The sequence below is a fragment of the Desulfuromonadales bacterium genome (assembly GCA_035620395.1).
Taxonomy (GTDB): Bacteria; Desulfobacterota; Desulfuromonadia; order Desulfuromonadales; family DASPGW01; genus DASPGW01.
This window is the reverse complement of record DASPGW010000195.1, coordinates 12,385-37,487: the sequence shown is the minus strand read 5'-3', so window position 1 is coordinate 37,487 and position 25,103 is coordinate 12,385. Positions and strand designations below refer to the sequence as shown.

Annotated in this window: 22 protein-coding genes and 1 riboswitch; of the genes, 8 read left to right on the top strand and 14 right to left on the bottom strand. The window is 61.7% G+C overall.

Features of this window, described 5'->3' with window-relative positions; all coding sequences use genetic code 11:
* The 6 genes from VD811_10835 to alr form a co-directional block, all read right to left on the bottom strand.
* A partial coding sequence (locus VD811_10835; GenBank protein ID HXV21468.1) for a cytochrome c biogenesis protein ResB occupies positions 1-281 on the bottom strand: 281 nt, incomplete at its 3' end.
* Positions 282-484: 203 nt separating this feature from the next.
* Positions 485-1,006, bottom strand: a complete 522-nt coding sequence (purE, locus tag VD811_10830; protein ID HXV21467.1) for a 5-(carboxyamino)imidazole ribonucleotide mutase — start codon at positions 1,004-1,006, stop codon at positions 485-487.
* Positions 1,007-1,077: 71 nt separating this feature from the next.
* Positions 1,078-2,352 (bottom strand): phosphoribosylamine--glycine ligase, encoded by a 1,275-nt coding sequence (purD, locus tag VD811_10825; protein HXV21466.1) that lies wholly within the window; start codon positions 2,350-2,352, stop codon positions 1,078-1,080.
* 64 nt (positions 2,353-2,416) lie between these two features.
* Positions 2,417-3,982 (bottom strand): bifunctional phosphoribosylaminoimidazolecarboxamide formyltransferase/IMP cyclohydrolase, encoded by a 1,566-nt coding sequence (gene purH, locus VD811_10820; GenBank protein HXV21465.1) that lies wholly within the window; start codon positions 3,980-3,982, stop codon positions 2,417-2,419.
* 76 nt (positions 3,983-4,058) lie between these two features.
* Complete coding sequence (locus VD811_10815; GenBank protein HXV21464.1) at positions 4,059-5,291, bottom strand: ASKHA domain-containing protein; 1,233 nt, start codon at positions 5,289-5,291, stop codon at positions 4,059-4,061.
* Positions 5,292-5,294: 3 nt separating this feature from the next.
* A complete protein-coding gene (gene alr / locus VD811_10810) occupies positions 5,295-6,422 on the bottom strand; it encodes an alanine racemase (protein ID HXV21463.1) in 1,128 nt (375 codons plus the stop codon).
* Between the two features lie 143 nt (positions 6,423-6,565).
* Positions 6,566-6,672, top strand: a riboswitch (TPP riboswitch).
* Between the two features lie 104 nt (positions 6,673-6,776).
* On the opposite strand from alr, the gene thiD reads away from it, so the two are divergent.
* The 4 genes from thiD (at position 6,777) to VD811_10790 (ending at position 11,985) form a co-directional block, all read left to right on the top strand.
* Positions 6,777-8,234 (top strand): bifunctional hydroxymethylpyrimidine kinase/phosphomethylpyrimidine kinase, encoded by a 1,458-nt coding sequence (thiD, locus tag VD811_10805; protein HXV21462.1) that lies wholly within the window; start codon positions 6,777-6,779, stop codon positions 8,232-8,234.
* 34 nt (positions 8,235-8,268) lie between these two features.
* The gene (gene thiC / locus VD811_10800; protein HXV21461.1) at positions 8,269-9,570 is read left to right on the top strand and encodes a phosphomethylpyrimidine synthase ThiC; all 1,302 of its coding nucleotides are present in this window, start codon (positions 8,269-8,271) and stop codon (positions 9,568-9,570) included.
* A 260-nt stretch (positions 9,571-9,830) separates the two neighbouring features.
* Positions 9,831-10,658, top strand: coding sequence for an adenosylmethionine decarboxylase (gene speD / locus VD811_10795; GenBank protein ID HXV21460.1), 828 nt, complete (start codon positions 9,831-9,833; stop codon positions 10,656-10,658).
* Positions 10,659-10,737: 79 nt separating this feature from the next.
* Complete coding sequence (locus VD811_10790) at positions 10,738-11,985, top strand: ChaN family lipoprotein (protein ID HXV21459.1); 1,248 nt, start codon at positions 10,738-10,740, stop codon at positions 11,983-11,985.
* Positions 11,986-12,034: 49 nt separating this feature from the next.
* On the opposite strand, the gene VD811_10785 is transcribed toward VD811_10790, so the two are convergent.
* Together VD811_10785 and VD811_10780 are read right to left on the bottom strand one after the other, a co-directional pair.
* A complete protein-coding gene (locus VD811_10785; protein HXV21458.1) occupies positions 12,035-12,349 on the bottom strand; it encodes a DUF3024 domain-containing protein in 315 nt (104 codons plus the stop codon).
* 305 nt (positions 12,350-12,654) lie between these two features.
* The gene (locus tag VD811_10780) at positions 12,655-13,635 is read right to left on the bottom strand and encodes a class II fructose-bisphosphate aldolase (protein HXV21457.1); all 981 of its coding nucleotides are present in this window, start codon (positions 13,633-13,635) and stop codon (positions 12,655-12,657) included.
* 220 nt (positions 13,636-13,855) lie between these two features.
* Here VD811_10780 and VD811_10775 point away from each other — a divergent pair, with 220 nt between their 5' ends.
* Positions 13,856-15,301 (top strand): glyceraldehyde-3-phosphate dehydrogenase, encoded by a 1,446-nt coding sequence (locus VD811_10775; protein ID HXV21456.1) that lies wholly within the window; start codon positions 13,856-13,858, stop codon positions 15,299-15,301.
* Positions 15,302-15,389: 88 nt separating this feature from the next.
* On the opposite strand, the gene rpsU is transcribed toward VD811_10775, so the two are convergent.
* Both rpsU and VD811_10765 read right to left on the bottom strand, forming a co-directional pair.
* Positions 15,390-15,584 carry a 30S ribosomal protein S21 gene (gene rpsU / locus VD811_10770; protein HXV21455.1) on the bottom strand — a complete coding sequence of 65 codons (195 nt, stop codon included), beginning with the start codon at positions 15,582-15,584 and terminating at the stop codon, positions 15,390-15,392.
* A gap of 117 nt (positions 15,585-15,701) precedes the next feature.
* On the bottom strand, positions 15,702-16,808 hold the full coding sequence (locus tag VD811_10765) for a THUMP domain-containing protein (protein ID HXV21454.1): 1,107 nt from the start codon (positions 16,806-16,808) through the stop codon (positions 15,702-15,704).
* A gap of 116 nt (positions 16,809-16,924) precedes the next feature.
* Here VD811_10765 and VD811_10760 point away from each other — a divergent pair, with 116 nt between their 5' ends.
* Together VD811_10760 and VD811_10755 are read left to right on the top strand one after the other, a co-directional pair.
* The gene (locus tag VD811_10760) at positions 16,925-17,833 is read left to right on the top strand and encodes an ATP-binding protein (protein ID HXV21453.1); all 909 of its coding nucleotides are present in this window, start codon (positions 16,925-16,927) and stop codon (positions 17,831-17,833) included.
* Between the two features lie 183 nt (positions 17,834-18,016).
* Positions 18,017-18,736: a PilZ domain-containing protein gene (locus VD811_10755; protein HXV21452.1), complete on the top strand. Its 720-nt coding sequence runs from the start codon at positions 18,017-18,019 to the stop codon at positions 18,734-18,736.
* A 228-nt stretch (positions 18,737-18,964) separates the two neighbouring features.
* Here VD811_10755 and aat read toward each other — a convergent pair whose 3' ends face one another.
* The 4 genes from aat to VD811_10735 all read right to left on the bottom strand — a co-directional run bounded on the left by aat (position 18,965) and on the right by VD811_10735 (position 23,398).
* On the bottom strand, positions 18,965-19,648 hold the full coding sequence (gene aat, locus VD811_10750; protein HXV21451.1) for a leucyl/phenylalanyl-tRNA--protein transferase: 684 nt from the start codon (positions 19,646-19,648) through the stop codon (positions 18,965-18,967).
* Positions 19,649-19,736: 88 nt separating this feature from the next.
* Complete coding sequence (gene clpA / locus VD811_10745; protein HXV21450.1) at positions 19,737-21,977, bottom strand: ATP-dependent Clp protease ATP-binding subunit ClpA; 2,241 nt, start codon at positions 21,975-21,977, stop codon at positions 19,737-19,739.
* 10 nt (positions 21,978-21,987) lie between these two features.
* The gene (locus VD811_10740; GenBank protein ID HXV21449.1) at positions 21,988-22,302 is read right to left on the bottom strand and encodes an ATP-dependent Clp protease adaptor ClpS; all 315 of its coding nucleotides are present in this window, start codon (positions 22,300-22,302) and stop codon (positions 21,988-21,990) included.
* 760 nt (positions 22,303-23,062) lie between these two features.
* Complete coding sequence (locus VD811_10735; protein ID HXV21448.1) at positions 23,063-23,398, bottom strand: DUF2845 domain-containing protein; 336 nt, start codon at positions 23,396-23,398, stop codon at positions 23,063-23,065.
* Between the two features lie 262 nt (positions 23,399-23,660).
* Here VD811_10735 and rmuC point away from each other — a divergent pair, with 262 nt between their 5' ends.
* Positions 23,661-25,085: a DNA recombination protein RmuC gene (rmuC, locus tag VD811_10730; GenBank protein ID HXV21447.1), complete on the top strand. Its 1,425-nt coding sequence runs from the start codon at positions 23,661-23,663 to the stop codon at positions 25,083-25,085.
* Positions 25,086-25,103: the final 18 nt, after the last annotated feature.

Sequence of the window (25,103 nt, the reverse complement as noted above, 5' to 3'; positions counted from 1 at the left end):
GGGAAGCGCTTGATCGAACAGGCGATCAGGTTGATCGAGAAGAGGCCAAGCAGGGCCAGGAACCACCAGGAGTGATACATGTCGAAAAAGCCGAGCGTCTCGAAGAGTCGGAAGGTCGACTCACTGTATACCTGCAGGTATTCCTGGGGGGTACGACCCTGCTGGACGACCGTGCCGATGATCGAGGTGGCTGCCAGCAGAATAAGAGTGATGATGGTCAATTTGAGAGAGCAGAAAAAATCCCAAAGGGCGGTGATGGCGTTACGATCCTTGGCGCTCAAGATTACTTCTCCTGGAGTGGGTTGCCCTCGTGAAATACAGCGGTAATCGGCGACGGTTGCAGCCGCCGGTATAAGCGCCGCAACAACCTGAAATCCATAAGTCAATCTTTAGAAAGCTAATACAGCGCCGCTTTTTGTGTCAAGGGAAATCGCCGGCGCTGGTCACGGCTCCGTCCCTAGGGCATTCGTGAAACATGGCGATATTACGATTTAAAATCGGCGGCCAAGCGCTCCTGAAGTGTCTTGGCCTTGACCTCGACGGCGGCCGCCAGTTCCTGCTTGTAGTCGCTGAGACGGCGGGCCAGGTCAGCGTCTGCGGCAGCCAGAATCTGCACGGCGAAGATTCCGGCGTTGCGGGCGCCGGCCTTGCCGATGGCCATGGTCGCCACCGGAATGCCCGCCGGCATCTGCACCATGGCAAGCAGGGCGTCGAGTCCTTGCAGAGAGGAGGAATCGATCGGCACGGCAATCACCGGCAACGTGGTCTCGGCAGCAACGACCCCGGCGAGGTGGGCGGCGGCACCGGCCCCGGCAATCAGTACTTTGAGTCCTCGCTCCTGTGCCGCACGGACATAGCGACTGGTGCGCTCGGGCGTGCGGTGGGCACTGGAGACAGTCATCTCGAAGGGGACGCCGAATTGCTGCAGTGCCCGCCCCGCCTCGACCATGACCTCATAATCATTGTCGCTACCCATGAGAATGCCAACCAGGGGTTTGTCGCTCATTTAGTTTTCTCCGTGAAAAAAGGTCAAAGAGCCATGGAACTTTGGACTTTGGGCCAGCGATTTCAGGCCGATCAGTCTCGCCCGAGAGCTTTTTTGCCGATGTCGGTACGGTAGTGGGCTCCCTTCCAGGAGATGGCCTGCACCCCCTGATAGGCCTTGTTGATTGCGGCGGCAACCGTCTCGCCGAGGCCAGTTACGCCGAGGACGCGGCCGCCGGCATTAACTACCTGGCCATCGCGAGCAACGGTTCCGGCGTGAAAAACGATCAAATCGTCGATCTGCGCCGCCACTTCCAGACCGTGGATCGCGTGCCCCTTTTCGAAGTCGCCCGGATATCCGCCGGAGGCCATGACGACACAGACGGCGGCCTTGTCGTGCCACTCGAGGGGAATACCGGCAAGGTCGCCGCGGGCGCAAGCGAGCAGCACCGGCACCAGGTCCGACTTGAGCCGGGCGAGCAGCGGCTGCGCCTCGGGGTCGCCGAAGCGGGCGTTGAACTCGAGGGTCTTGATCTCGCCGTCCTTGATCATCAGCCCGGCATAGAGAATGCCGCGGTAGGGGCACCCTTCTTTCGCCATCCCGTCGATGGTCGGCCGCAGGACAGTTTCGATGATTTTTTCGTGGATGGCCGGCGTGACGACCGGCGCCGGCGAGTAGGCTCCCATGCCCCCGGTGTTCGGCCCCTGGTCGCCGTCGTAGGCCGGCTTGTGGTCCTGGGCGGAGGCGAGCGGCAGGATGACCTTGCCATCGGTGAAGGCGAGAAAGGAGGCCTCCTCACCTTCGAGGAACTCCTCGACGACGACCTTCCGGCCGGCCTCGCCAAAGGCGCCGCCGAGCATGATGGAGTCGACCGCGGCAATCGCCTCCTCGACGCTGCCGGCGACCACCACCCCCTTGCCGGCGGCCAGGCCGTCGGCCTTGACGACGATGGGAGCACCGTGTCGCTCAATAAACCCGACGGCCAGATCACGGTCGACAAAGGTGTCGTAGGCGGCGGTGGGAATACCATACTTGGCCATCAGATCTTTGGCAAAAGCCTTGCTCCCTTCGATGCGGGCCGCCGCCCGGTCGGCACCAAAGATGGCGAGGCCGGCAGCACGAAATCTGTCGACGATACCAAGGGTGAGCGGCAGTTCGGGACCGACCACGGTCAGGCCAATCTCCTTCTCTCGGGCGAAGGCAAGCAGCCCCTCGATGCTGTCGACCGCCAACGGCACGCATTCGGCAATTTCGGCGATGCCGGGATTGCCAGGCGCGCAATAGAGGCGTTCCACCATGGACGACTGGGCAATCTTCCAGACCAGGGCGTGCTCGCGGCCGCCGCCGCCGATAACGAGAATGTTCATGAAAAAAACTCCTGGAAAGTGTCAGAGCAGTCGGACGAGTCCGACCCGTCGGACAGACCTGCCATTAATGCCGAAAATGCCGCATGCCCGTAAACACCATCGCGATGTCGTGCTCGTCGGCCGCAGCGATGACCTCCTCGTCGCGGATCGAGCCGCCGGGCTGGATGACGGCGGTAACCCCCGCCGCAGCGGCGTTGTCGAGCCCGTCGCGGAACGGGAAGAAAGCGTCCGAGGCCATGACCGATCCGGGCACCTGCAAGCCGGCGTGTTCGGCCTTGATGACGGCAATACGGGCGGAATTGACGCGGCTCATCTGGCCGGCGCCGACGCCGATGGTCATACCGTCCTTGCCGTAGACGATGGCATTGGACTTGACGAACTTGGCTACCCGCCAGGTGAAGAGCATATCTTCCATCTCCTTGGCGGTCGGCTGTCTCCTGGTGACGACCTTGAGTTCGGCGGTCAGCTCGAGGTCGGTATCCTGTACCAGCAGGCCACCGTTGACCCGCTTGATGTCGAGACGGGCGGCGGGTGCGGCCGGCCATTCGCCGCACTCGAGCAGGCGCACGTTCTTCTTGGCGGCAACGATGGCTGAAGCCTCGCTGGAAACCTTCGGGGCGATGATCACCTCGACAAACTGTTTGTCGCAGATCGCCTTGGCGGTCGCCGCGTCGAGTTCGCGGTTAAAGGCGATGATGCCGCCGAAGGCCGACTCGGGGTCGGTGGCAAAAGCGCGACTGTACGCTTCGAGAAGGGTGGCGCCGAGGGCTACGCCGCAGGGATTGGCGTGCTTGACGATGACGCAGGCCGGCCCCTCGGCGAACTGCTTGACGCACTCCAGGGCGGCGTCGGTATCGCCGATGTTGTTATATGAGAGTTCCTTGCCCTGCAGTTGGCGGGCGGTGGCGATAGAAGCCTCCTTGAGCTCCTTCTCGACGTAGAAGGCCGCCGACTGGTGGGGGTTCTCGCCGTAGCGCATCCCCTGCGCCTTTTTGAACTGCAGGGTCAGCGTCGGCGGAAACCCGGCATCCTCGGCCGAGAGCTTTTTGCCGAGCCAGTTTGAGATGACACCGTCGTAGGCGGCGGTGTGCTGGTAGACCTTTACCGCCAGACGAAAGTTGGTCTCCCGCGCGACGGTCCCGCCGCTTGCCTTCATCTCCTCGAGGACTGCCGCATAGTCGGCATGGTCGACCAGGACAGTGACGTCACGGTTGTTCTTGGCGGCGCTGCGCAGCATGGTCGGTCCGCCGATGTCGATGTTCTCGATGGCGTCCTCGAGGGTGCAGTCAGGCTTGGCCACGGTCGCTTCGAAGGGGTAGAGATTGACCACCACCATGTCGATCGGCTCGATGCCGTGCTCCTGCATTTTCGCCACGTGCTCGGGGTTGTCGCGCATCCCCAGAAGGCCGCCGTGCACCTTCGGATGCAGGGTCTTGACGCGGCCGTCGAGCATCTCGGGGAATCCGGTGAACTCGGCAACGTCCTTGACGGCGAGCCCCTCCTTGCGCAGCAGGGTGGCGGTGCCCCCGGTGGAAAGTATCTCGACCTGGAAAGAAGCCAACTGGCGGACGAAATCGACGATTCCGGTCTTGTCCGAGACGCTGATCAGGGCACGTTTGATGGTGGCCATGGGCATTCCTTTCAACTAAAATCAGGAGTTTACACGATCCAGAAACAAGAAAAAACCGTCTGGAAGGCGGTTTTTGTTAAAAATCGAGGGCACGCAGAAAAGCTTTTTCAAACGCCGGGGTGCCGGAGAGCGGGTAGGTCTGCAGAGAGTCGGCCAGAGCCTGCACCCGGGCGGGGCCCTCCGGCTCACACAGCAGGCGGGCGACACCGCCGAGCGCGCCGCCGGGAACGAAGCGTACCCTATCTACCATGTTTGCGGGCAGCATGGCAACCCTTTTGAGAGCCACCGGCGCCAGGGAAAAGCCAAAGGCTCCGGTCACTACCACCTCGCCAAGCCGCCCGGCGTCGAGCCCGGCACGCTGCAACAGGCACTCGACGCCGGCTCGCACCGCCCCTTTGGCCAGTTGCAGACTGCGGATGTCCTGCTGGCTCAGCAGCAGCTCACAGGTGGCGTCACGGTAAAGCCGCAGTGCCAGCCCGGCAGGCGTCTCGACGACATGACGGACGAGATTGGTGGTCACCTCGTCCGGCGCGACGATCCGCCCGGAGGCGTCGAGCAGTCCGGCCTCCAGGGCGACGGCAACGGCCTCGACCAGACCGCTTCCGGCCAAGCCCCGGGGCGGGCCACCGCCGAACACCTGCAATCGCATCGACTCCCCCTCAAGGCGGACACCCGTCACCGCTCCCGTCGTCACCGGCATGCCGCAGGAGATTTCGCCCCCCTCGAAGGCCGGTCCCGCCGCCACCGACGTCGTCCACCAGCGTCTGCCGTCGTAGAGGGCCATCTCCCCGTTGGTGCCGACGTCGAGGTAAAAACTGCCGGGAGCGTGGGGTTGCTGACCGAAGAGGAAGGCCACCAGGTCGCCGCCGACATAGCCGCTGACCAGGGGGAACAGATAGAGGGGGATGGGCAGCTCGAGGCCGAGGCTGGTCGGAGGCAGGAATACCCCCTGCCGCTCCTGCGGACGATGCGGTGGAAAAAGGATCGGCTCGGCGGACAGGTTGCGCAGCAGGCTACAGATGCCCGGGTTACCGGCCGCGGCCGCGGCGCAGAGGGCCGTGCGCGGCGCACCGGCCGTGGCCAGCAGCTCTGAAATTACCGCTTCGACCCCTTCGGCCAGCAGGGTCTGCAGACGCTTCCCCTCACCACGCAGAGACGCTTCCAGCCGACGGATGATATCGCTGCCCAGCACCGCTTGCGGATTGGGCCTCTTCGCCTCGGCGAGTACCGCGCCGTCCCGGCCGAGCAGGCGGCCGGCCAGAGTGGTGGTGCCAAGGTCGAGGGCCAGAAGTAACGCCTTACCCCTCACGCCTCACTCCTCGCCCCGATAAATGCGCGGCACCCGTTTACTCACCTGGCAGAAGACCTCGTAGGAGATGCTCCCCACTTTTGCCGCCCATTCGTCAGCACTGATGAGATTGCCGTTGTCGCGGCCGAGCAGGGTGACCTGATCGCCGACGGCGACATCGGGGATGTGGCTGACGTCGATCAGCGTCCAGTCCATGCAGACCGTGCCGGCCACTGTTGCCCGCTGGCCGCGCACCAGGACCTCACCCTGGCACGAAAGGTGCCGGCTGTAGCCATCGGCGTAGCCGACCGGGATGGTGGCCAGAGTGGTCGGCCGGCTCGCCCGGAAGCGGTGGCCGTAGGAGATGCCGGTGCCGGCCGGAACCATCTTGAGCTGGGCCACGCTGGTACGAAAGCTCATCACCGGCTTGAGGTCCAGGCGCCCCGCGAAACACTCCGAGGGAAGGCCGCCGTAAAGAACGATGCCGGGACGCACCAGATTGCATCCGGGGATTTCCCGCGAAAAGAGGGCGGCGCTGTTGGCCAGGTGGGTGTAGACGGGGGCGAAACCGGCGGCGCGGACCTGCCCCATGCAAACGCGGAAGAGGCGTAACTGCTCGTCGGTGAAAGGGTGGTCCGGCTCGTCGGCGAGGGCCAGATGGGTAATCACCCCCTCCAGGACAAGTCCCTTCAGAGCGGCAAGCTTGCCCAGAACGGCAGGGAGTTCCTCGGGGCGAAAACCGATCCGGCCCATGCCGGTGTCGAGTTTGAGGTGGTAGGGGAGAATGCGCCCGGCCGCCAGAGCGAAGGCATTGAGGCGACGGGCCGCCTCCAGATCGAACAGGCAGGGGATCAGCGCGTGGTGGCTGACCTCTGCCTCCTGACCGGAATAGAGGCCCCCGAGAACCAGAATCGGACGGACGATACCGGCCCGGCGCAGTTCAACCCCCTCTTCTACCATCGCAACGCCGAAGCAGTCGGCTCCTGCCGCCTGCAGCGCCGGAGCGACCCGGGCGGCGCCGTGTCCATAGGCATCGGCCTTGACCACTGCCAGAACCTTGCGGTCCGGCCCGGCTTGCCGGCGGGCCTGCTGCAGATTGTGGCGGAGCGCTTCGAGGTCGATTTCGACGTGGGTGGGGCGGTGGCCGAGCATGACGGCGGGATCCTTTATCACGGGCGGATAAAAAGAGAATTTTTACCATGCCGGCGCAGCTGCTGTAAAGGGCAATATCCTGCCGCAGACGACATTTTCGTTGACAGCAACCATCCAATCCATATAGGCTTTTCCAAATCGTAAACACCCGCTGGGGGAGTATCACACTGAGAGTTCCGTTGCCAGAACGGAGCGACCCTTGGAACCTGATCCGGGTCATACCGGCGTAGGGAAGCGGCGAAACGGCACCTTCGGGACCGCCGCGCCGCTTGTTTCGGCCGCGGCGGTTTTTTTTGAAAACCGGCGTCGGACCTGTCGGACGAGTCAGACCTGTCAGACCTAATTGAGATTGCCTTGACGATCAACGGTCTCTACCTCATCACCGACTCCGACTCTGACGGTCGGCTTGCCGAGCGTGTCGCCGCTGCACTGCGCGGCGGCGCCCGGGTCGTCCAGTACCGGGACAAGTATCGTCCGGCCGAGCAACAGGTGGTCGTAGCCCGCGAGCTCGGCCGGCTCTGCCGGCAGGCCGGGGCAGTCTTTCTGGTCAACGATTCGCCGCAGCTCGCCCTGCTCAGCGAAGCCGACGGGGTCCACCTCGGCCAGGGGGACGGCAGTATCGGCGAGGCCCGCAGCATTCTGGGACCTGGCCGAATCATCGGCGTTTCCACCCGCACCGTCGATCAGGCGCTCGCGGCGCAGAGCCAGGGGGCCGACTACATCGGCCTCGGGGCGATCTACCCCACCGGCAGCAAGAACAACGCCGAACTGGTCGGACTGGAGCGGCTGCGGCAGGTGCGGCAGGCGGTGACACTCCCTATCGTCGCCATCGGCGGCATCGACCGCGACAACGCCGGTGCCGCCATCGATGCCGGCGCCGAAGCGGTGGCGGTGATTTCCGCGGTGATGGGCGCCGACGCGCCCGCTGTTGCCGCCCGCGAGATTTCCCTGCTCTTCAACCGCCGACTCCCCTTTCCGCGCGGCCGCATCCTTACCGTTGCCGGTTCCGATTCGAGCGGCGGCGCCGGCATTCAGGCCGACCTGAAGACCATTACGCTGCTCGGCGGCTACGGCATGAGCGCGCTCACTGCCCTGACCGCCCAGAATACTTCAGGTGTACGCGGTGTTTATCCTGTGCCGGTTGATTTCGTCGAAGCGCAGATCGAGGCTGTCCTTGGCGACCTGGGGGCCGATGTCATCAAGACCGGCATGCTATACTCGGCCGGAATCGTCGCTGCGGCAGCCCGCGCCATCGAGCGTTATGCCCTGCCGGCAGTAGTCGATCCGGTCATGCTCGCCAAGGGGGGCTCGCCCCTGTTGCGCGATGAAGCGGTGTCTGCCCTGCGCGAAGAACTGCTCCCGCGCACGTATCTGCTCACCCCAAACCTGCCGGAGGCCGAGACCCTCACTGGGCTGCCGGTGCGAACCGAAAAAGCGATGGAGCTGGCCGCGCGACGACTGCAGGAAATGGGGGCCAGCAACATCCTGCTCAAGGGGGGGCATCTGCCCGGGGAGGCGGTCGATCTGCTGCTGGCAGGAAGGACCCTGCACCGTTTCTGCTCGCCGCGTATCGCAACCCGCAACACCCACGGCACCGGCTGCACCTATGCCGCGGCGATCGCCACCTTTATCGCCCAGGGACTCCCCCTGATCGAGGCGGTAGGCCGGGCCAAGGTTTTCTTGACCACCGCCATCGAAACTGCCGTCCCGCTCGGTGCGGGGCACGGGCCGGTCAACCACTGGCAGGCGGCGAAAGTCGTGGCCAGTTGTAGTCAGACCGGTCCGACAAGTCGGACTGGTCAGACCGATTAGTCCGAATGACTTTTTCTAACAAAAGGCGAAAACCATGACCCAGCTCGAACTCGCCCGTCAGGGCATCGTCACCGACAAGATGAAGCAGGCCGCCGCCTTCGAAGGGATCGACCCGGAAATCCTGCGCCAGCGCATCGCCGAGGGGACCGCCATCATCTGCCAGAACGTCAGGCACACCAACGGCACGCCGCTGGCAGTCGGCAAAGGCCTGCGCACCAAGGTAAACGCCAACATCGGCACCAGCAAGGACGACACCAGCATCGACAAGGAACTGGAAAAGGCCCGGGTGGCCGTTGCCGCCGGCGCCGACGCCATCATGGACCTCTCTACCGGCGGTCCGGTTGACGAGATCCGCCGGGCGATCATCGCCGAAACCAATGCCTGTATCGGGTCGGTCCCTCTTTACCAGGCGGCGCTCGACGCCGTCAACCGGCAGAAAAAGGCGATCGTCGACATGACGGTGGAGGACATCTTCGCCGGCATCGTCAAGCACCTCGACGACGGCGTCGACTTCATCACCGTCCACTGCGGGGTGACCCGGGCCACGGTGGAGCGCATGGACCGCGAGGGGCGGATCATGGACGTCGTCTCCCGCGGCGGCTCTTTCACCGTCGAATGGATGGCCCACAACAACGCCGAAAACCCCCTCTTCGAGCACTACGACCGGCTGCTGGAGATCGTCAAGCCCTACGACGCCGTCCTCTCCCTGGGTGACGGCTTCCGTCCGGGCTGCCTCGCCGATGCCACCGACCGGGCCCAGATCCACGAACTGATTCTCCTGGGCGAACTGACCCAGCGCGCCTGGGACGCCGGCATCCAGGTGATGATCGAAGGTCCCGGACATGTGCCGCTCAACCAGATCGAGGCCAATATCCAGCTGCAGAAGCGCCTCTGCCACGGCGCCCCTTTCTACGTACTGGGGCCGCTGGTCACCGACATCGCCCCCGGCTATGACCACATCACCTGCGCCATCGGTGGAACGCTCGCCGCTGCCGCCGGCGCTGACTTTCTCTGCTACGTCACCGCCAGCGAACACCTGCGCCTGCCGACCGTCGAGGATGTCCACGAGGGGGTGATGGCGAGCCGCATTGCCGCCCATGCCGGCGACATCGTCAAGGGCGTCAAGGGCGCCATAGAGAAGGACATCGCCATGGCCAGGTGCCGCAAGTCCCTCGACTGGGAGGGGCAGTTCGCCCTCGCCATCGACCCGGCCAAGGCCCGCCGTTTGCGGGCCGAGTCGGGCGTCGACGAAGAGCACGGCGCCTGCACCATGTGCGGCGAGTTCTGCGCCTACAAGGTGATGAACGAGCGCCGGCAGAAGCAGGCTGCCGGTTGAACCCAATCCCTGCCACGACATCCCCCTGGCCCCGTCCGCTCTGCGGCCGGGGCTTTTTTGTGCCGTGCCCGAACCTCTCCATACTCTCCCCAAATTGACGGGCTCTCCCGGACCTGAATTAAAGTGGCCTGACACGACTGGCCGAGATTATTCTATCGGCACAGGAGTTTTGCCTTGTCCCCCGGACGCAATTCATGCTTTAATTCAGCGGTTTGGCCTGGCCAAATATCTCACCAAACCTCCGGGGAGGGATATTGCCCATGTGTGCGAAGAAAAACGCCAAAACAGGGAAAGCGAAAACCGGCAAGGGGAAACAGGTGCGCCTGAAGCGTCCGCGCAAGATCAAACTGCGCGGCTTCAACAACCTGACCAAGACCCTTTCCTTCAACATCTACGATGTCTGCTATGCCCGCTCGCCGCAGGCGCGCAAGGAGTACCTCGCATACATCGATGAAGAGTACAACTCCGAACGTCTGGTCAATATCCTCACCGAGGTATCCGACATCATCGGCGCCAACATTCTGAACATCTCCAGCCAGGACTACGACCCGATGGGGGCGAGCGTTACCGTCCTGATCGCCGAAGAACCCGTCGATGCCAAGCCGGAACAGGCGCTGGCCCACCTCGACAAAAGTCACCTCTGCATCCACACCTACCCGGAAACCGACTCCCGGACCGGGGTCTCCACCTTCCGCGTCGACGTCGATGTCTCCACCTGCGGCAAGATCAGCCCACTCAAGGCCCTCAACCACCTGATCGACTCCTTCGAATCGGACATCGTTCTGGTCGACTACAAGGTGCGCGGCTTCACCCGCGACGTGAAGGGGAAGAAGCACTACATCGATCACCGGATCCACTCGATCCAGCAGTACGTCGACAAGAAGATCCTCGAAAACTACCAGTGCGTGGACATCAACATCCATCAGGAGAATCTCTTCCACACCAAGATGCTGCTGCGCGACTTCAACCTGCAGAACTACCTCTTCGCCTCGGCCTATGACGACTTCTCGCCGGAGGAGCGAGATCGCATCAAGGAGAGCCTGAGCCGGGAGATGACCGAGATCTTCTATTCCAAGAACATCTACTGAAAAAGCCGGCGCGAGGCAAAGGTCCAAGGGAAACAGCTCATAGTTCTTTGCCCCTGGCCGGCAATTTTCGGAGCCTTCCATGCGCTATCTCAAGCTTCTTATGCCCTTTCTGGCCCTGCCGCTGGCTGCCGGCTGTGCCGTCGGACCACAGATGAGCGGCAATCCCGAAGCCCCCTACCCGCCCTCCCGGCCACCGGCCGTCGGCGACATCCTGCACTTTCCCACCGGTTATTACGTCAGCGAAGAGCAGATGCTGGCGGTGGCGACCGATGCCCGCATCGTCTACGTCGGCGAGACCCACGACAATCCCGCCTCGCACCGCCTGGAACTGACGGTGCTGCAGGCAATGGCCGGACGCTACCCCGGCGGGGTTGCTCTCGGCATGGAGATGTTCACCCCCGATCAGCAGGAGATCCTCGACCGCTGGGTGAGCGGCGAACTTTCAGAAAAGGCGTTCGTGAAACAGTCCCGCTGGCAGGAACAGTGGCAGATGGATTTCGACTACTACCGGCCGTTGCTCGACTTCGCCCGTGAACAAAAAATTCCGGTCATCGGCCTGAACGCGCCGAAGAGCCTGGTGAAATCTGCAGCGCGGCAGGAGTTCGACGCACTCAGCGATGAAGAGCGGCGACGGTTACCGGAGATGGATCGGGAGGACCCTTATCATGGCGCCTTTGTCACGGCAATGTATAGCGACCACGGCCACGGGAACAGCGGTCTCGAGGGATTCCGGCGGGTACAGACCCTGTGGGATGAGACAATGGCGGAAAGTGTCGTCCGCTACCTGGAAAGCCCCGCGGGGAAAACCCGGCGCATGGTTGTGGTAGCCGGCGGCAACCATATCCGTCACGGCTTCGGGATACCCCGGCGGGTCTTCCGGCGGCTGCCCACCTCCTACATTCTCATCGGCTCAAAAGAACTGGTTATCCCCGATGACAAGCGGGATCGGATGATGGATGTGGAGGTCCCCCGATTCCCCATGCCGCCCTACGACTTTCTGCTCTTCACCGAGTATGAAGACCTTGTCCGGCCTGGGGTCAGACTCGGTGTCATGCTCGAAGAGGGCGAGGGCAAAGTCCGGGTGAAAGCGGTGCTGCCGAACTCAGCCGCCGAAGCCGCGGGGCTCTTGACAGGCGATGTGCTGCTCGTCTTTGATGGGGTACCGTTGGCTGAGAACTATGATCTGATCTACGAGGTCAAGCAGAAGCGGCCAGGTGACCGAAGCATCCTGCAGATTGAACGCGACGGCAAGGAGCAGAAGGTGGAGGTGACTTTCCCGGAACCAGCAATGGAGACCGTGCCGCCGAAGATGCCTCCGGAAAAATAACCGGACAGCAAAAAGGCCGCCCGGAAGGCGGCCTTTTTGCTCGATGTCCCTACAAAACCTTTTGGAAAAGACTGGCGGCCTGATCATCGAGCATCGCTTTCAGCGCCTGGTCCAGTCTTCCATACCGGTCATATGGATGCCAATGAAAACAACCATTCATCCAGTAGAGGGTCCAGTCTCCTGAAGCTTTGTCGTAAATCAGTCGCCCTGCTGGATCATCGACAATACAGGCTTCGGCAAAGCTGAAACGACGGAAGAAAATGACATAGCTGTTTTCGACGGCTACCACCTTGATTTCAAAATGCCTGTTCGAAAAAAACTTCAGTATCTGATGGCGGGTAAACTCATTGGGATGTTTCTGCATGGCGGACTCCTCAGGGGCAGCATAAAAGCAGCCACATTTCCCTCCTCTGGAACCCATCTCCTGGCATCAGCTGCTCCCTCATCCGGGGACACCTGAAAGCGGTTTTGTTTCGCCAGCACCTTTCAGGAGGACTCACTTCCGCTTGCTTCAATATATAGCATCTTGCGAGCTCCAATAAAAGACCAGTTTGGTAATATTTCTTTCTTTATGTAAAAAAACAGTCGTCCCAATGCTTCGGAACGACTGTTCATAGCTTCTTGATGCCGCCCGTTGGCGGCTGACAGCCGCAATAGCGGCGATCGACGCTAAGCCTTGCCTGCGCTGCCCAGCACTGCCTCGTTTTTGTGCTTGATCAGCTTGACCAGCTCCTTGCGCGCCGCACCGAGGTACTTGCGAGGGTCGAACTCGCCAGGGTTCTTGGCCAGATACTCGCGCACCCGGGCGGTGACCGCCAGGCGTCCGTCGGAGTCGATGTTGATCTTGCAGACGGCACTCGCTGCGGCACGGCGCAACTGCTCTTCGGGAACGCCGACCGCTCCTTCCATCCTGCCGCCGTAGGCATTGATCAATTCGACATACTCCTGCACGACGCTGGAGGCGCCGTGCAGCACGATGGGGAAACCGGGGATGCGCCGCTCGATCTCCTCAAGGATATCAAAACGCAGGGGGGGTGCGCTTTCGCCCGGCTTGAGCTTGAACTTGAAGGCGCCGTGGCTGGTGCCGATGGAGATGGCCAGCGAATCGACACCGGTCTTGCGGACGAAATCCTCGACTTCCTCGGGCTTGGTATAGGTGGAAGTTTCGGCCGAGACTTCGTCCTCGATGCCGGCCAGTACGCCAAGTTCCCCCTCGACGCTGACGTCGCGGGCGTGGGCATATTCCACGACCCGGCGGGTCAGGGCAACGTTCTCCTCATAGGGGAGATGGGAGCCGTCGATCATCACCGAAGAGAACCCCGAGTCGACGCACGACTTGCACAGTTCGAAAGAATCACCGTGGTCGAGATGGAGACAGATCGGGATTTTCGAGCCCATCTCCCGGGCCATCTTAACCGCGCCGAGGGCCATATAGCGCAGCATCGTCTCGTTGGCATAATCGCGCGCTCCCTTGCTCACCTGAATGATGACCGGCGAAGCGGTCTCTGCGCAGGCCATGACGATCGCCTGCAACTGCTCGAGGTTATTGAAGTTATAAGCCGGAATGGCATAGCCGCCGGCCATCGCCTGCTGGAACATCTGCCGGGTGTTGGCCAGTCCCAATTCACTATAATGCACCGTCTCGCCCATAGACTTCGACCTCCTCAGTTTCATTAGTGACATCTTCGGCATAAGGCCGCCTTGCGCAGTCGGAGTAATTAATATCAGCTCACCGGGTCCAAGTCCAGCCCAAAGTCGTGATTAATAAGCCGAAAAGGGGTTGAAAACAGGGGGGCATTCGTTTAGGATACGGCATCTTTCACATCCAAGCACCCGCTGCGGCGGGATTTTTTCTGAGGAAGGAACCGGCATGAGCACGACGAAGCAGGATTACTATTTCAAGGACTGGAAAAACCGCGAAGAGCTCGCCGAAGTGATGCTGCCCCTGATCGGGCGCCTTTACCGCAATCACGGCATTGTCACCACCGTTTACGGCCGCTCCCTGGTCAATGGCTCGACCATCGACATCCTCAAGGCCCACCGCTTTGCCCGGCAAATTCTGGAGAACGAACTTTCGGTGCGGGAGAGCTATCCGGTTCTCGAGGCGCTGAGCCGCCTCGAGCTGGCACCCGCCCGGATCGACATCGGCAAGCTGACCGTCCGCTTCCAGAGCCAGGATGCGGGGCTCACCCTGGATGAGTTTCTGCGCCGGGAACTGGCCGAGATCAACACCGGCAAGGCCTCACTGCTCAGCGAACCGCGCGACGTCGTTCTTTATGGCTTCGGCCGCATCGGCCGACTGCTGGCTCGCATCCTGATCGAGAAGGCCGGTGGCGGTGACAAGCTGCGCCTGCGGGCCGCCGTAGTCCGCAAAGGGAGCGCGGACGACCTGGTCAAGCGCGCCAGCCTGTTGCGCCGCGACTCGATCCATGGCCACTTCCAGGGGGCTATCACCATCGACGAAGAAGAGAATGCCATCATCGCCAACGGCAACATGATCCGCATCATCTACGCCGACGCTCCCGAAAACGTCGACTACACCCAATACGGCATCCAGAACGCCATCCTCATCGACAACACGGGCAAGTGGCGCGACCGCGAAGGGCTGGGACGGCATCTCAAAGCCAGGGGAATCGACCGGGTCGTCCTGACCGCACCCGGCAAAGGGGACATCCCCAATGTCGTCTTCGGCGTCAACAACGAACTGCTGACCGAGGCTGAACGGCTTTTTTCGGCCGCCAGCTGCACCACCAACGCCATTGTCCCGGTTCTCAAGGCAGTCAACGACCGCTTTGGTATTATCAATGGCCATGTCGAGACCTGTCATTCCTATACCAACGACCAGAATCTGATCGACAACTACCACAAGTCCTCCCGGCGCGGCCGTAGCGCCCCCCTCAACATGGTCATCACCGAGACCGGCGCCGCAAAGGCCGTAGCCAAGGCGCTACCGGAGCTGACCGGCAAGCTGACCGGCAACGCCATCCGGGTGCCGACCCCCAACGTCTCCCTGGCGATTCTCAACCTGACCCTGGACCAGGAGACCAGCGTGGCGGAAATCAACGCCTACCTGCGCGACATTTCACTCGAATCCTCGCTGCAGAACCAGATCGACTACACCAACTCCCCCGAGGTCGTTTCCAGCGACTTCGTCGGCTCACGCCATGCCGGGGTGGTCGATTCGCTGGCCACCATCGTCCAAGGGAACCGCTGCGTCCTCTACGTCTGGTACGATAACGAATTCGGCTACAGCTGCCAGGTGGTCCGCATGGTCCAGAAAATGGCGGGGCTGGAACTCCCTGCACTGCCACGCTGAGGCAACAAACCCGAACACCCCTGAAACAGGAAGAGCCGGTCCACATGGGCCGGCTCTTCCTGTTTCAGCTATCTGAGAATGCGATGGATCAATCGGTCCTCATCAGGCGCATTTTCTTGCGCAGGCGGCGCTGGGCCTCCTTTTCCTTGCGCTTACGCTTGACGCTGGGTTTCTCGTAATACTTGCGCTGCTTCATTTCCCGGAAGAGCCCTTCCTGCTGCAGCTTGCGCTTGAGAACCCGGATGGCCTTCTCGACGTTGTTGTCGACGACCTGGATTTCCACGAAAGAATCACCTCGCTTTCCGTTCTTTATCTTCAACCCCGGGCACTGAAGCGCCGAGGTAAAGGGGAATACTAATTCAATTCCCTCGCGATTACAAGGGGAATCAACAAAAAGTTTTCAAGTTGTCCAGAGAGTCACCGCAATCCCCCCGTTGCTCAGAACCGCGACCGGACGCAAAGGAAGACCGGTGGCCCTGGCAAGATGACCTGAAGGGGAGAGGAAAGCCACCCGCCAGCCCGGCAGGGCGATCCGGCAGACCTCTCCCAGAGTGTGGAAGAGCGGCCGCAGATCCGTCTCGCGACCCAACCGCTGTCCGTAAGGCGGGTTACACAGCAGCAGGCCGATCCCCCCGGCGGCCGAGGTTTGCCCCAACTCGCCCGGGGAGAAGTCGATCCTGCCCTGAACGCCGGCCCGCTCGGCATTGCGGCGGGCGGCAGCCAGCACAACGGGATCACGGTCGGCCCCACGGATGGGAACGTCGCTCTCCCGTTCGCCCCGCGCAGCTTCGGCCAGCAGCACCTGCCAAAGCCCTGGTCGATATCGGGGCCAGGTCATGAAGGCGAACTCTCGCTGGCCGCCCGGAGGCCGGTTGCCGGCAATCAGGGCGGCCTCAATGGGGAGAGTTCCCGAACCGCACATGGGGTCAAGCAGAGGGACCGAGCCATCCCAGCCGAGCAGCAGCAGTAGACCCGCCGCCAGAGTCTCGCGCAGGGGAGCATGGGCAGCTTCTTCGCGATAGCCTCTGCGATGCAGCAGCGCGCCCGAGCTATCCACTGAAATGAGGCAGGTATCGTCTTCGAAACGGACCAGAACAAGTTGTTCGGGGCCGTCGGCCGGCGGTGCCGGACGCCCGAGCGCCCGGTCGATCGCCTCACCCACGGTAGCAGCGATGCGACCGGTGTGCTGGAGACGCGAACGGTGACTGGCGACCCGCAACATGACGCGGGTTTCCGGCCGGATAAAACGCCCCCAGGGAAGCCGCGAAACCTTGCGAAAGAGTTCGGGAAAATCACGGCTTCTGCATCCGCCAAGTCGCACCACCACCCGACTGGCGGTGCGCAGCCAGAGGTTGGCCAGGTAGAGGTCACGCAACTCCCCGGTGAATTCCACACCGCCGCTGACCGGTCGTACATCGGCCATGGCCAACGCCGCCAGCTCCCGGGCACAGACCGCCTCCAGCCCTGGTGCAGTCACGGCAAAAAGCTCGAATTTTAGGTTTTTCACGCTACCTCCACTGCTCAGCCGCAGAACCTTAGCACGGAGGGCCCGCTCACAGCAACGGGCTGCACGGACACTTCAAATCTGCTATGGTAAAATGATGATTTGTACCGGAGGAAAATGTGCCGCTGGATGAAATCGACATCGACTGGAATTACCTGCTGGAACGCCTCGAGCGCCTTCTCGATCTTGGCGAGGAGTACCTCGAAGAACGCCTCTCGACCTACGAACCCGACCCGGAGCTTTTCGCGAATTTCATCGCCTTCCGCTGGCGACGGCACAAGAATGAGGGATTTCTGGCGGCAGTGTCCCATCCCGACCTTCCCGACCACGCCGACTTGCTGGGCATTGAGCGGACACTCTCCTGCCTGCTGCAAAACACCCGGCAGTTCCTGCACGGCGCTCCGGCCAACAACATCCTGCTCTGGGGGGAACGGGGCGGCGGCAAGTCGTCGGCGGTCAAGGGACTGCTCAGGGAGTTCGGCGAACTGGGGCTGCGGCTGGTCGAGGTCCAGAAGGAAGATCTCTTTCAACTGCCGGACATCACTGCCTGTCTGCGGGAAAAGCCCTTCCGCTTCATCCTTTTCTGTGACGATCTCTCCTTCGATGAAAGCGAGGCCGGCTACCGGGAGTTGAAGGCCCTGCTGGAAGGAGGCATCGAAGCGAGGCCGGAAAACGTTCTCATCTATGCCACGAGCAACCGCCGCCATCTGCTGCCGGAACGGCTCCAGGAAAACACCGACGAAGCAGAGATCCACCCTGAGGAGGCCGTGGCAGAAAAACTCTCCCTCTCCGACCGTTTCGGCATCGCACTCGGCTTTTATCCCATGGCACAGGAAACCTACCTGACCATCGTGCGCCACCTCAGCAACAAGCGACAACTGCAAATCACACCCCGGGATCTCGACACCGAAGCTCTGCGCTGGGCGCATAACCGGGGGGCCCGCTCGGGACGGGTAGCCCGGCAGTTTGTCGACGATCTGCATGGTCGACTCGTCCTGCTGGAAGCGGAAAGGCGATCCAATAATTAAAGGGTTTGCCGACGAATTAATTTCTGTATAATGCACAGCCACAGCCAACAATCGGGTGGTCGGCAGGAAGTTTCCCTGGATGTGCCGTTTGCACCCCGCCGTTCGTCCTTCCTGCTGCCGTTTCCTTGCGCAGGGCGGCCCGCCAGCCAATTTCTCTTTGACCAGGCAGCAGACTTCACGCTTATGGTTTACGCCAGATACTTCAAACCCGGACAGAAGATTCTCGTACGGGTCGCAGAATCGACTGGACGATTCGAAGCCCTTAGCGCGACTTTCCAGGAAAGCGACTCAGGCTGTTTCGATCTGCTTTTGACTTCCCCGACCAGGGAGGAGGAAGGCTATCCCTTCGCCGCCGGCATGCCACTGGAACTGATGTCCGATCACCTTGGTCTTGGCTTGCGACTGACCGGGCGTTTTCAGCAACACGTTGCCGATAATCGTATCCGGGTAGAACTCGTCAGTGGCCTGCAAGTCTTCCAGCGTCGCCTGCACCGGCGCCTCGACATAAATGTTGGCCTTCGCTATACCAAGGGGCGAGGTACCCTTCGTTCCTTTCGTCAGCAGTGGGAAAAAAATCTGCAGATCCTTGAGCAGACCCAGGATTTCTCCAAGCTCCCTCCCTTCCCCCGTACCCACGTTAACCTGAGTGCCGGAGGCATTCGCTTCGAACTTGCCCCGCCGATAGAGGCTGGCGATCTTTGCCTGATCCTGCTGCAACTCGAACCGGCCAGCCGGCCGATCTGCGCTCTCAACGAGGTCGTCTGGCTGAACGAGCCCGAGGGTGACCACCGGCGCATCGCCGGCATGCAGTTCATCTGCATCCTCGATGCTGACAAGAAAAGGATTGAAGCACTGATCCGGCAGGCCGGGGATGCGGCCAAAGAGCCCAGGTGGAACAGCTGAGCACGGAGTCTTTAACGTTATTCCCCTTATCTACAGACCCCCAAAAAATCCCGCAACAATCATTCAACCGCCTGAAAGAATTTATGGATCCAGACCAATCCACAGCTTCGTGGAAAACCCTGTGAGGAACTCCCTGCGGCTGGAGGGCCAAGCCTGCCAGCAAGGCCACTGATAGCCGATTGCCTGAATTTTAGCCAGACCTTTATCCGACAGATGGACGGAGGATATTCAAGAGAATGTGCCGGGTGGCAACATGGTAGAAGGGGTGACCCCACCCCGTCGCAGTCGAAGGAGAAATGCATCCCGGGGAATGGTGCGGGCACCCAGAGACATCAGATGTTGTGTCGGCATCTGGCAGTCGATCAGTTCGAACCGACGGGCGACCAGATGCCGGGCAAGTTCGACCATTGCGATTTTTGAAGCATTGGCCACCCGATGAAACATCGACTCGCCGAAGAAACATCGCCCCATGCAGATTCCATAAAGGCCCCCGACCAACTCGCCATCCCGCCATACTTCCACCGAATGGGCATAGCCCAGGCGGTGCAGCCGAACATAAGCCTGCTGCATCCCGGGAGTGATCCAGGTCCCTTCATTCTGCCGACGCATCTCGGCGCAGGCGTCGATTACCCCCGCAAAGGCCTGGTCGCAGGTAACGGTGAATTCCTGCCGGCGCAGGACCTTGGCGAGACTGCGGGAAACCTTCAATTCGGCTGGTTCGAGGATACAGCGAGGGTCGGGTGACCACCAGAGAATCGGATCACCCTCGTTGAACCAGGGGAAAATCCCCATGGAGTAGGCAAGGAGCAGGCGCGGCGTCGACAAGTCCCCGCCAATGGCCAGCAGCCCACCCTGTTCAGCAAGTTCGGGGGGCGGAAAAACCGGCTGGTCGATGAGCTGGTAGACGGGCATTGCAAATCCGGCAAAAGGCTCAAGGCAAATGGGTAGAGGCTCCAGAGGCAAAAACCTTTAGCCTTCAGCCCTTCGCCCCGCGCCTGTCTTACGCATAGTCGAAGGTGAGCTTGCCGGCCTTGAGGCCGATGCGGACCGCCCCTCCCCGGCTGAGTCTGCCGAAGAGGATTTCGCCGGCAATGACATCACCGATTTCCGCTTGCATCAGCCTGGCCAGCGGCCGGGCGCCGAAGAGCGGGTTATAGCCTCGGCGAGCCAATTCGCGCCGGGCAGCGGGGGAAAGGGCGAGGGTCACCTTCTTCTCCGCCAGTCGGCCACTGAACTCGGCCAGAAACTTGTCGACCACCTTCTCCATGACCGTCTCGCTCAGGGCATGAAAGGGAATGATCGCGTCGAGGCGGTTACGGAATTCAGGGGAAAAGAGTTTCTCCACTGCCTGCTTGGGGCTGCCGGGCGTACCGCCGCCGAAGCCTATCGGGTTGGCGCTCATTTCACGGGCACCGGCATTGCTGGTCATGATCAGCACCACATTGCGGAAATCAGCCTTCTTGCCGTTGTTATCGGTCAGGGTCCCGTGATCCATCACCTGCAGCAGGATATTGAAAAGGTCCGGGTGGGCTTTTTCAACCTCATCGAGCAGAAGCACCGCGTAGGGATTGCGGACCACGGCATCCGTCAGCAGACCACCCTGGTCGAAACCGACATAGCCGGGCGGCGCGCCAATCAGCCGGGCCACGGAGTGCTTCTCCATGTACTCGCTCATGTCGAAGCGCAGAAATTCCACCCCCATCTGCTGGGCGAGCTGACGGGCGACCTCGGTCTTGCCGACGCCGGTGGGGCCGGTGAAGAGGAACGAGCCGATTGGTTTCTCCGGATGCCCGAGCCCGGCCCGGGAGCGCAGGATGGAGCGGCAGAGGGTAGCGATCGCCTCGTCCTGGCCGAAGACATGGCGCTTGAGGTCGCGATCGAGACTGCGCAGCCGGCGCCGGTCAGCGGCCGAGACGCTGCGCACCGGCACCCGGGCCATCGAGGCCACTACCGCCTCCACCTGAGCCACCCCGACCGTCCGCTTCTCCTGTGGATGCAGGCGCAGGTAGGCGCCGGCCTCGTCAATGACGTCGATTGCCTTGTCCGGCAGGTGACGGTAGTTGATATGGCGGGCGGAGAGTTCGGCCGCGGCACGCAACCCCTCATCACTGAAATGCACGCCGTGGTGCTCCTCGTAGTGATTGCGCAACCCCTTAAGGATCTCTACCGTCTCTTCCACGGACGGCTCCAGGATGTCGATTTTCTGGAAGCGGCGGGAAAGTGCCCGGTCCTTCTCGAAAAGGTTCTTGTACTCCTCGAAGGTGGTGGACCCGATGCAGCGCATCTCCCCCGACGCGAGGACCGGCTTGAGGATGTTGGAGGCATCGAGCGAACCGCCGCTGGTGGCACCGGCGCCGACGATGGTGTGGATTTCGTCGATGAACAGGATGGCCTCGGGCTTTTTCGCCAGGGCGGCGATGACCGCCTTGAGCCGCTCCTCGAAGTCGCCGCGAAACTTGGTGCCGGCCAGCAGCGCACCCATGTCGAGGGCATAAATCTCGCACTTCCGCAGCAACTCCGGAACCTCGCCCTGATGCAACCTGAGCGCCAGACCTTCAGCGATGGCGGTCTTGCCCACCCCTGGATCCCCGACGAAAAGCGGGTTGTTTTTACGCCGCCGGCAGAGGATCTGAACGGTCCGCTCCAGTTCCGCAACGCGCCCGATGAGGGGGTCGATTTTGCCGGCCCGGGCCTGCTCCAGCAAATTGACGGTAAAGGCCGCAAGCGGATCCCGGGCCGGGGTCCCCTTCGCCGGCGTCGCCGCTTCGCCTTCCGAACCGGGCCCCGGTTCGGCACTACCGCCCTGGGGCACCTTGCTCACCCCGTGGGAAATATAGTTGAGCACATCAAGGCGGCTGACCCCCTGTTCGGTGAGAAAATGGGCCGCGTGCGAATGGCGCTCCTCAAGAATGGCGGCAAGCACATCTCCCACCGTGATCTCTTTCTTGCCGGCGGCCTGCATGTGCTCGACCGTCCGTTGGAGCACCCGCTGCAACCCCAGCGTCTGCTGTGGCAACGCCTCTTCGTCGGTGGAACCGGTCTGCAGATGTTGGCTGAAATAGCCCTCCAGCGACTCCCGCAGGGACGCCACATCGCCACCGCAATTGACGATAACCTCCTGGCCATGTTCCTCGAAGAGCATGGCATAAAGCACATGCTCCGTCGTCAGATATTCGTGGTGGCGCCGCTGGGCCTCGCGCACGGCCAGAGAAAATGTGATCTGCACGTCCTGGTTGAACATCAGGCTTCCTTCAGGCCTCCTCGAGGCTGCATTTGAGAGGATACCCTTCCTTGCGGGCCAGGGCATGAACCTCCTCGATCTTGGTTTCGGCAATCTCGAACGGAAAAATGCCGCACATGCCGACTCCTCTGACATGGATATTGAGCATGATCCGGGTCGCTTCGGGTGGTGGTTTGCGGAAAACACCCTCCAGCACCTGGATCACAAACTCCATGGTGGTGTAGTCATCGTTGTGCATCAATACCTTGAACAGCGGGGGATTTGCGGTCCGGCTTCGGCTTTTTTCAGCGACGCGGACTTCCCCTGACGGCATCTTTTTACTCACGAATCAATTTGCTCCACCGGGCAATTTCTTGCCCTCATCCTAGCACAGGTGTCAACCAACTTCCAAGAGGAAGGGGCACCGCTGTATCGGACACATCCGCCTGCCGACATGCTTCGTTTCAGTCGTCGAGTGAGTCACCCATTCCCTTGACCCGTCCTGCCGCCATCCGCAATCTGCAAAAACGGAGGAACTCGGCTCAGCATCTGAACTATTTTTCTATTTACCGGTTTTTTACGGGAAAATCATTGACAACAGGGCAAGGACCAACATATAAATTACCCTAATGTTCATGCAGGCCAGAAGGTTCCCTCGCCACCTAAAACGCAATGCGAAAGTTTCTCCTCCCCTGCAGGAGATGGCAGGTGTCCTATCATGATAGCCGGAGGGACGGCCCCTTCCCTTCCTCCGACTGGGGGAATCCTTAACCGGGTTCCCCGTTTTTTTGTCTCTCCGAACCTTCCAGGTCCCGCAAATATTTTACTTGTCACGCATTCATGGCTCTGGCAGACTATTAGTATCTGCCAACAAAAACCCTCCGGAAGGTGGCGAAGATGGAGCTGTCGATCAACTTCGAGTGCCCGGAATGTCGAAAAGTCCAGTCACAAAAATTGGCAGACTTTTCACTCGGCAGACGGCAAACCTGTCTTGCCTGCGGCACGCCCACAGAGCTGACTGAGGGTGGTCTGAAAGAGCTTCAGCACAGCCTTCGAGAGATTTGCGGGGCTGAACGCCAACTGCCGGCAGGATGCCTGGAACCGGGTCAGAAACCGTAATCACCGAACTTCATTTCCACCACCTCGCCGTTTTCGAACTGGTAGATCTGCAGAAATTTCTGCGGGCCAAAGTTGTAGGTCCACTCCTCGACTCGAACCTTCTCCAGACCGCTTGTCCGCAGGCCGAACCGGGAGGTCGGCGTACGCCGGATCGCCTCCCACTCGTCAACCGAAGCGGGCTCTCCGCACTTTTTCAGGACCTCAATCTTCCGGTCTCCCTTTTCCACCAGCCCACTGCCGCAGCGAAAGGCGAACAGATTGCCAGGCGCCCCGAGAACCAGGGTCAGGATCATCACGAGGGTTACCCCATATTTCCTCGGCATTTATTCGCTCCATTGCGAGGCCTTGGATCCAGTTCCCCCCGCCAGCCGCTCACACGGAAAAATCCTTTCCTGCTTTTAGTGTAGAACAACGTGTCCCGGCCGGCAATCGGCACGGCCTGCGAACCGAAGGGGCTGAATCGATCACTCGACGCCGTCGGGCCGCAGAAGCCGGAAAATGCCCCTTTTGCCTTGCAGCCGGCGCTCCGCACTGCTATGTTGGCGCGAAAAATATCCAGCCGGCCCACCGCGGAGTTACCCAACAATGGTCTCCTTCACCCTGCCTGTCACCCTCATCGCCGGCATCCTGCTCGGCGCCCTGGCTACCTGGCTGATTCTGCGCGAAAGAGCGGCCCATGCCCGTGAAGCCGGGCGTCTGGAACTGGCTGCCGATTTGGCCGCCATGAAGGAGCGGATCGCAGGGCGGGACCGGCAGACCGAGGAGGCGGGAGCCGCTCTCGAGCGCAGCGTTGCCGAAACGATCCGACTGCGTGCCGAAAATGCCGGGCTGCAGGCCCGCCTGGCACAACTGGCGACGCGCCTGGAAGAGGAGCGCAAAGCCGCCGCGGAGAAATTCATCTTGCTCGACGAGGCAAGGACGAAGCTGGCCGATGCCTTCAAGGCACTCTCGGCCGAGGCGCTCTTGAGCAACAACCAGGCATTCCTGCACCTGGCAAAAAGTACCTTGGAGAGGTTTCAGGAGGGAGCTCGCGGTGACCTGGAGTCTCGCCAGCAGGCAATCGGCCAGTTGGTCGGACCGCTGAAGGAGGCTCTCGACAAGGTAGACGGGAGGATTCACGATCTGGAGCGGGCCCGCACCGGTGCTTATGCCCGCCTCGACGAGCAGCTCAAGTCGCTGCTCACCACCCAGCTCAAGCTGGAGAGCGAGACGTCCAGCCTGCTCAAGGCACTGCGAACGCCGACAGTGCGCGGCCGCTGGGGCGAGATCCAGCTCAGGCGGGTAGTCGAGATGGCGGGAATGCTCGCCTACTGCGACTTCGCCGAACAGGAATCGACTGCCACCGAAGAGGGCCGGCTGCGCCCGGACATGCTCGTCAAGCTGCCGAACGCCAAGAATATCGTCATCGACGCCAAGGCCCCCCTGCAGGCCTACCTCGAAGCACTGGAAGCGGCGGACGAGAACGAAAAACGGGCGCGCCTCAAGGACCACGCCCGGCAGATCCGCAGCCACCTGCAAAAACTCTCGGCCAAGGGCTACTGGGCCCAGTTCCAGCCCACTCCGGAATTTGTCGTCCTCTTTCTCCCCGGTGAGATGTTCTTCGCCGCCGCCCTCGAGCAGGATCCCTCGCTCATCGAATTCGGCGTCGACAATCGGGTGTTGCTCGCCACCCCCACCACCCTCATCGCCCTCCTGCGGGCTGTCGCCTACGGCTGGCGCCAGGAGCAGATCGCCGAGAACGCTCAGGCAATCAGCGACCTCGGCCGTACCCTCTACGAACGCATCGCCACCCTGGCCGGCCACTTCGCCGGCGTCGGCAAGGGGCTCGACCGGGCGGTCGACTCCTACAACAAGGCGGTCGCCTCGCTGGAAACACGGGTGTTGATCACCGCCCGCAAGTTCCGGGAACTGGGCGCCGCACCGGCGGAGAAGGAACTGGAGTCGCCGGAACTCGTCGACAAGGCGGCGCGAGGCGCGGAGTTTCTTCTCGATGAATCCGTTAAACAGTAGAACCCGCCGGAACGCCCT